The 6,913-nt window shown below is 43.7% G+C and carries 4 protein-coding genes; 2 read left to right on the top strand and 2 right to left on the bottom strand.

The window, feature by feature from the left end; genetic code table 11:
• Nucleotides 1-991 (bottom strand): GntR family transcriptional regulator (locus J6U00_RS00430; RefSeq protein ID WP_296577490.1); only part of this gene is annotated, 991 nt, incomplete at its 3' end.
• 312 nt (nucleotides 992-1,303) lie between these two features.
• Here J6U00_RS00430 and J6U00_RS00435 point away from each other — a divergent pair.
• Nucleotides 1,304-2,716 (top strand): sensor domain-containing diguanylate cyclase, encoded by a 1,413-nt coding sequence (locus J6U00_RS00435; protein WP_296577492.1) that lies wholly within the window; start codon nucleotides 1,304-1,306, stop codon nucleotides 2,714-2,716.
• Nucleotides 2,717-2,878: 162 nt separating this feature from the next.
• Nucleotides 2,879-4,840 carry a metallophosphoesterase gene (locus J6U00_RS00440; protein WP_296577494.1) on the top strand — a complete coding sequence of 654 codons (1,962 nt, stop codon included), beginning with the start codon at nucleotides 2,879-2,881 and terminating at the stop codon, nucleotides 4,838-4,840.
• Nucleotides 4,841-4,974: 134 nt separating this feature from the next.
• Here the strand turns inward: J6U00_RS00440 and abc-f are convergent, their stop codons facing one another.
• Nucleotides 4,975-6,501: a ribosomal protection-like ABC-F family protein gene (gene abc-f, locus J6U00_RS00445; protein ID WP_296577496.1), complete on the bottom strand. Its 1,527-nt coding sequence runs from the start codon at nucleotides 6,499-6,501 to the stop codon at nucleotides 4,975-4,977.
• Nucleotides 6,502-6,913: the final 412 nt, after the last annotated feature.

Consider the following 6,913-nt stretch of genomic DNA (forward strand, 5'->3'; position numbering starts at 1 on the left):
GCTTCTCAGCCACAGCTTCACCAAGTCTGCGCTTGGGATGAGAAACTGATGTGAGCGGAACATCACAAATAGAAGCATATTTTGAATCATCAATACCTACTACAGACAATTCACCCGGAACACTTATATCATGCTCCTTGCAGAACTGCAGGAGCTTTACAGCTATATTGTCGTTATAACACACTACAGCTGTGGTTTCACCAAGAAGCTCAAGGAGTCTGTTCTTGCCTGAGGTAAATACGGAATTCTTGTCAGATGTGGCAAACCACAGAACGTTATCTTCCGCATTTCTCAGTCCATGGGCTATGCAACTTTTCGTGAAGCCGCAGTACCTCTTGTGCCCTTGTATATCGTCAAGTGCGAATATACCTGCTATCTTTCTGTGACCGCAGTCAAATATATAATCAGCTGCGACTCTTCCGGCAGCCTCGTCGTCCATAGCAACGCAGGGATAATCGGACCACGGATACTTTGCATTGAAGAATACGACTGGTATATTTTTACGCCTGAGCTCGTCATAGAGCTCCATATTCGGATTAGGAAGAGCACTTTTTGAGGGCTCTACTATCAATCCCTGAACGCCTCCGGAGATCATGCTCTGAAGAGCCTGCTGCTCCTCTGCCACCTTATTATGAGTAATTGCAAGTTGCATCGAAAAGCCCGAATCATTAAGCACACTCTCGATACCCGTTACGATCTGAGGGAAAATATAATCTGTGAAATAAGTAGATATAACACCAATATTTTTTGTCTGTACATTGGATAAGGGCTGTACGAATCCAGATGAAACGAAGGCTCCGCTTCCTCTTACTCGGCTGATAACATTATCGTTTTCAAGGCACATGAGTGCCTGTCTTACGGTCTGTCTGCTCACGCCGTGTATCTCGCACAACTCCTTTTCCGTAAGGAACCGGTCCTTTGGCTTAAGCCCCTTTGAAGAAATATAGTTCTTTGCCCACTCAACGATTGTCAAATATTTATAGTCTTCCATAATACCCTCCATGACCGATGCTGCATCGCATTTTTCTTCATGATAGCACAAAATATTAAATTTGTAAATACAACTTCCAATTTGTACAGATAAATTTGTGCGTACACACAATAAATTCTTCCGCCGATTGTGCAATATAACAATACTCCTCTGTCGCGATAAAATGACATTATGTATACTTCCGCCCTCTCATTACTTTACAGCACAAAAAGTTAACAAAATAGCACTTGAATGTTATTTTTAAATATGTTATAATTTCAAAAACGCACGATTTGTGTTTTGACTATAAATGGACAGTGAGGTATTTTAGATATGGATTTCCGCGAATATCTTGACAGATGTGATTCTGTGACCTGCATTATGTCAGTTGAAAAAAAACCGGACGGCAGCTATGGCGACATTAGGATAGTTGACGGAAATAAAGCATATATCGACTCGATAGAACGTAACAACGACGTGTCTGATGTTGCAAAGGAAAAAGTATTTGTTCCGAATTCCCTTTACACCAAGTACTTTCCCTTTGATCTGAATTTCGAGAACTATTGCTACAGAGCAGCGGTAAAAAAAGAGGTTCTTCACGCCTATGTACACCCCGAACGCTTCGATATATGGTTCAATCTCTTCTTCATGCCTGTAACGAGTGACGACGAGAATATGGGCTACTGCACCTATACATATACAGCTTCCAGTGAACCGAATCCAGAGCTTATGTCGAACACCTCACTTGAGATTGCTTCAAATGTACTGCAGGCTTGTATAAAGCTCTATAGCGGCTCTGATTTCCAGACATCGATTGACGATGTCGTTGCTCATATTAGAAAGATAACCAACGCCAACCGCTGCGTGCTCCTGCTCACCGATTTCAGCGCCGGAATGTGCAGGCTCCTGAGTGACAACCATGTTATAGAAGGTCCGCAGGGTTCGATAGATAAGATCATAACAGGAGAATTCTTCGATATAGTTTCAACATGGCCAGCTACAGTTGACGGAAGCGACTGTCTTATAATCAAGGATGAAAAGGACATGGAGTTCCTGAAATCCAAAAACCCTGTATGGTACGAGTCTCTGAAGCAGTATGACGTAAATACTCTTGTGCTTTTCCCAATCAACTACGGCGGTGAGACAAAGGGCTACATCTGGGCGACTGATTTCGACGTTGAAAACGCTCTTAAGATTAAGGATATACTTGAATCTACAACGTATTTCATTGCCTATGCCATTGCGAACTATCAGCTCCTCAACCGTCTCGAGATAATGAGTACTATCGACCTTCTCACAGGTATCAAGAACCGCAACGCCATGAACAACTACGTTAACGCTCTCGTTGAAGGTAAGGAAGAATATCCTGAAAACCTCCGCGTGGTCTTTGCAGACCTCAACGGTCTGAAACAGACTAACGACAGTTGCGGTCACATAGCAGGCGACCTTCTCCTGAAAAATGCCGCTCTTATCCTTCAGGATACCTTTATCGGACAGGATGTCTACCGTGCAGGCGGTGACGAATTCACTGTTTTCGTATCGGGCATGAGCGATGAGGAATTTGAACAGAAGATCGCTAAGCTCCGCAGCTATGCCGATAACTCTGATGGCGTGAGCTTTGCCGTGGGATACTGTTGCGACGAAGGCAGGAAGGACATCAGGAATACCATGAGCCTTGCAGATGAAAGAATGTACGCCGACAAGGAATATTATTACGACCGTCATCCCGAACGCAGACACAAATGACATTACAAGTTCCCCGGAGCTGTTTTCAAAAACTTCTCCGGGGTATTTTTTATTATCTGGAAATATCTCTAACTTCCCCTTGTTTGACATAAAAGCGATTTGGTGTTATAATACTTTTGTTTCGATTTTTATACGGAGGTGACATTTATTAATAAACATACCATGTTTCCTCTCCTGCTTGCGGCAGTATCATCTATACTGACCCTTGTTCTTGACGATAATTACGTATACTCAGCAGCCGAGGACTTTACAGAAATTCTTCCCTATACTTCCGAAAACGGTATCATAACACTCGACGACGGACAGCAGTGGTTCAAGGCCACAGAACTTGAAAATGACAGAAATTATCTCATCACTGTCAGACGTTCCGACGGCAGTGATGTCATGCTCACCGCTGACGACAAAATCAGCGCTGAATATATATGGCACTACGCAGAGGACAAGATGGTCACAAGCACCTCGTTCCACCGCAGTGAGCTTTACACGGATACTCACCGGCTCTGCTGCTATGACAGCGACCTGTATCTTACAAAGAACTGGTGGACCTCCGGTGATCAGACATGGAATTACGACGGAAGCCGCCTTTACTACAATGACGACGGAAAAATAACCTATCTGACCTATTCGGAAATGGACGATATCCACTTTGGCTGTACTGACGACCCTTCAATGGCCGCTCAGATAAGCCTTTACACTGCAGGCGAAGAGCTTGCTCGCTGCATAAAAACACAGCCCTGTGCCGAGAGTTTCGTCATTGAGGGCAGCGGCTATCAAGCTCCTGTTTTCTCGCTGGAACTTATTAACGATTCAATTGTAACGGACAGTGTAAAATGGTTCGTGGACGGAGTGGAACAAACCGGTGGAGAGCTTTCTTTTACAGCCGATGAGCTTACAGACCAGTCCGCAAGTATACATAGGGTAAGTTGTATCGTAGAAGCTCATGATGGTGAGGAACACCATTACCGTGAAAGGTCTCAAGACGCGATCTTTGTTATCACAAAGGGCATAGTTCCCGATTCCTTCATAACCTTTTCCGATGTACACGAACAGTACGATCTCATAGGCAAAGCCATTGAGGGAGTTCTTGAGCGTACGGGTGGCTATATACCGTCGCTCGTAGTTTGTACAGGCGACCTTATAAACGGTCCTACAATGGATCACGATACAATGCTCGACAGGTATATACCACGTCTTAAGCCATACCTTGGAGGACTTGATACTGTTTTCGTAGCTGGCAACCACGATTCGAGCAAGGCTATATCAGAACTGTCCATAGCTGCCGGTCTCGGAGCTGACGACGGCTTTTCAGACGGCTGCGGAGTTATATTCAGAGGATCCTCTGATGAAGTCGCAGAAAACGGTACCAACTGTACAGCGGCAAAGAATATCATAGTCTACGGTATAAACTATGACACGATAAATAAAAGAAGCGGTGCTCTTACCGTTCAGGATTACGATTGTATAAAGGATCAGATTGAGAGCTTTCTGAACGAGACGGCAAAGAACTATCACGGAGAGCTGATAGTATTCTCAGCTCACGCTGGTCTTCACGTACTCGGCGTACAACCTCAGAGCGTCAACCTCAGCGGCTACACAGTTGGCAGCTGGATAGGCGCAAACGCATATAATATCGATCATTCCTACGATATTGCAGAGCTTATAAATTCCTACGCAGATAAATACGGCATGAATATAATCTACCTCTTCGGTCACGACCATTCACGCAGCGAAGAGGAGTTCATACTCACAGAGGGCGATGTACTCATCTCTCCCACGAAATCTGAATATAAGGAAACAGAAAGTCTTCCCCTGAACTTCACCTACGCTCACGCTGGCTATCTTTCAACGACCATTGGTATAGCCGATGCTCATTACAGCTTTATCTACAAAAGCGGTGATAAGCTCGTATACGAGTTTCTTAGAGCTGACACTCCCGATTTCATGAAAAAGAAGGAAATCAAGCTGAAAAAAAGCACTACAGCAGTTGTTTCTACAAATACTGCGGCTGTCACTACCATAAAAAAAAGCAGCAGTCCTCAGACCTCTGATAAACTAAGTTTAATGCCTGTCCTGCTTTTTTCCGCAGGCTTATTCTGGATAAGCCGCAAACAAAAAAACAAATAACACATAAAGCCCATAAGAAAGCAATGATTGATCATACTTCCTTATGGGCTTTTTATTATCCTGCATCTTCCTTTTTCAGTCAGATGTTTGTGTAATTGACCAGAACTGCATAGAATATCATTTACTCATATTTTTCACAGTTCCACAGTATCTGTTGCTATCTTCTCGCGGAAGCACATATCATGCTCGACAAAGAGCATGGATGGCTTGTATTCAAGCAACAGCTTTTCTATCTGCATACGCGAATAAATATCGATATAGTTTAGCGGTTCGTCCCATACATACAGATGTGCAGGTGTGAGCAGACTTGCAGCTATAAGTATCTTCTTTTTCTGCCCCTCAGAAAGTTCACTGATATCCTTTTCAAAATGTGAACGCTCAAAGCTTAACTGCCTGAGAACGGTACAGAACATACTTAGCTCGATACCTCTTGATATGCACAACCTGGAAATATCCCCTTTGAGCATTGAGGTATCTTGATCCACATAAGATATAACAAGCCCTGAAACCGTTTCGCACAGTCCTCTTTGTATGATGCCTTTTCCTCTTTCAGTATCACCGGCACCTGCAAGCACAACCTTTATCAACGTAGACTTTCCGCAGCCGTTGCTGCCGTTCAAAGCTATCCTGTCTCCTCTTTTCACAGCAAAGCTGACTCCGGAAACAACGTCCCTATTTAATCCATCATAGGATAGGCTGAGCTCTCTTACATTTACAAGAGTGCTGCTACGATGCAGGAGCTGAACGAGCTTAAGTTCAGGAGTACGCTCTATATCGCTGAGCAGTCCCTCCTTCTCCTCTATCTCTCTACCAATTCTCTTTTCAATATTCTTCACTCTGCTTTGCATTTTCTTCGTCTTCGCACCTATGAATGAACGGGTACTTATACTCCTGTCGTTCTCCTTTATTGGATCAAAGCCTATCTTGGAACGCTCGCTTTTGTCAGCCCAGTCCGAAGTTCTCTTTGCAGCCTGTCTCAGCTTTTTTATCTCCTTTTTATGCTTCTCATTCTCTGCAAGTGAAAACTGATCCTTGCGTTGTTTGTTTTCCCACCAGCTTGAAAAATTTCCGCTCTGTACCTCAATACTCTTCCTGTTGAGCACGAGCACATGATCCGTGCAGGCATCAAGAAGATCACGGTCATGGGATACAAGTATGAATCCGCTCTTTGAAGCGAGATATCTTTTCACAGCTTCACGCGCATTCATGTCAAGATGATTTGTGGGCTCGTCTATCAGAAGAAACTCATTTTCTCCGGAAAACAGTACAGCCAGCAGCACCTTTGTACGCTCGCCGTGGCTGAGTTTGCCGAATGGTCTGTAAAGTAGCTCCGCAGTTTCATCTAGCTGACTTAGCTCGCATATAACGCGCCACTCCTCGCAGTCATGCTTTATATTCTCAATAAAAGTGCAGGCAGGTTGCATCAGCTGTTCGTCCGTAAGCTGATACGGAAAGTACTCAAAGCACACGGAAGCATCTATCGAACCGCTGTATTGATACTTTCCCATGAGCAGATTAAGGAATGTTGTCTTTCCCTTTCCGTTCCTTCCTATAAAACCAAGCTTCCATGCAGTATCTATTGAAAACGATACATTCTCAAAAACATTGTCCACGCTTCCCTCATAACCAAATGTAAGGGAATTCACTCTTATCTGTGACATATTCATTCCTCCTTCTGAGGACCTGAAAAGGGTCCCTTTGCTGCCAAAAGGACCCATTACGCACTTATAACCTCACGAAAAAACAGATGACACACCTGTAAAGCGTCCATCCTGAAAATATAAAAGCAAAAAGAGGTTATGAGAACATAATCCACTTTTGGCAACATGACAAGACAGTATGCCTGTAAACATCACACTGTCAGAATATTATTCATGTGTTCAAAAGTGAATTATCTTTTCATCCTCACACCTCTTTCGTTAATTGTTATTAACATTATATCACAGCTTCTCAGCTTTGTCAAGAAAAATGCCGCAGACAAACTGCGGCATCATGTATAATTCATCAGCCCCAGAATCTGTACATCCCCGAGTTTGCCACTTCGAGAAAAAATATTTTTGAGTCAAGCCAAGA

The organism is Ruminococcus sp. (assembly GCF_017650195.1).
In the GTDB taxonomy this organism is placed as follows: Bacteria; Bacillota; Clostridia; order Oscillospirales; family Ruminococcaceae; genus Ruminococcus.

Bases quoted from the DNA above. Each gene is read 5' to 3' on its own strand.
- J6U00_RS00435 (WP_296577492.1), top strand. From the start codon at position 1,304: ATGGATTTCCGCGAATATCTTGACAGATGTGATTCTGTGACCTGCATT.
- J6U00_RS00440 (WP_296577494.1), top strand. From the start codon at position 2,879: ATGTTTCCTCTCCTGCTTGCGGCAGTATCATCTATACTGACCCTTGTT.
- abc-f (WP_296577496.1), bottom strand. From the start codon at position 6,501: ATGTCACAGATAAGAGTGAATTCCCTTACATTTGGTTATGAGGGAAGC.